At 67.7% G+C, this 378-nt stretch carries 1 pseudogene; it reads left to right on the top strand.

The annotated features are described in order from the left end of the window. Positions 1-107: 107 nt before the first annotated feature. Positions 108-378 (top strand): annotated as a pseudogene (locus EN991_RS39680) (2-hydroxyhepta-2,4-diene-1,7-dioate isomerase); the annotation flags it as partial.

The following is a 378-nucleotide window of genomic DNA, read 5'->3' on the forward strand; positions in this document are numbered from 1 at the left end:
GCAGAGATGACATCCGATCTCCCCCCAGGAGGGGGAGATGTCCGGCAGGACAGAGGGGGGCGCCGTAGAGCTCCAACCTCGCCCACCACCATCGCCGGAGCCGCAGCATGAACCACGCACGGCTCGCCACCTTCACCGTCGGCGGCAAGGCGCGCTATGGCGCGGTCACCAGCAAGGGTGTCGTCGACCTGTCGGCGCGCCACGGCCAGTGGCCGACGCTGCGGGAGGTGATCGAGGCCGGCGCCTTGCGGCGGCTGGCGGAAGAGGCAGAGGCCTTCCCAGTCGATTTCCCGCTCGACGCCATTGCCTACGAAATTCCGATCCCTTCGCCGGAAAAGATCATCTGCGTCGGCGTCAACTACCCCGACCGCAACGAGG

Origin of the sequence: Mesorhizobium sp. M7A.F.Ca.US.005.03.2.1, from assembly GCF_003997795.1 — a bacterium.
Taxonomy (GTDB): domain Bacteria; phylum Pseudomonadota; class Alphaproteobacteria; order Rhizobiales; family Rhizobiaceae; genus Mesorhizobium; species Mesorhizobium ciceri.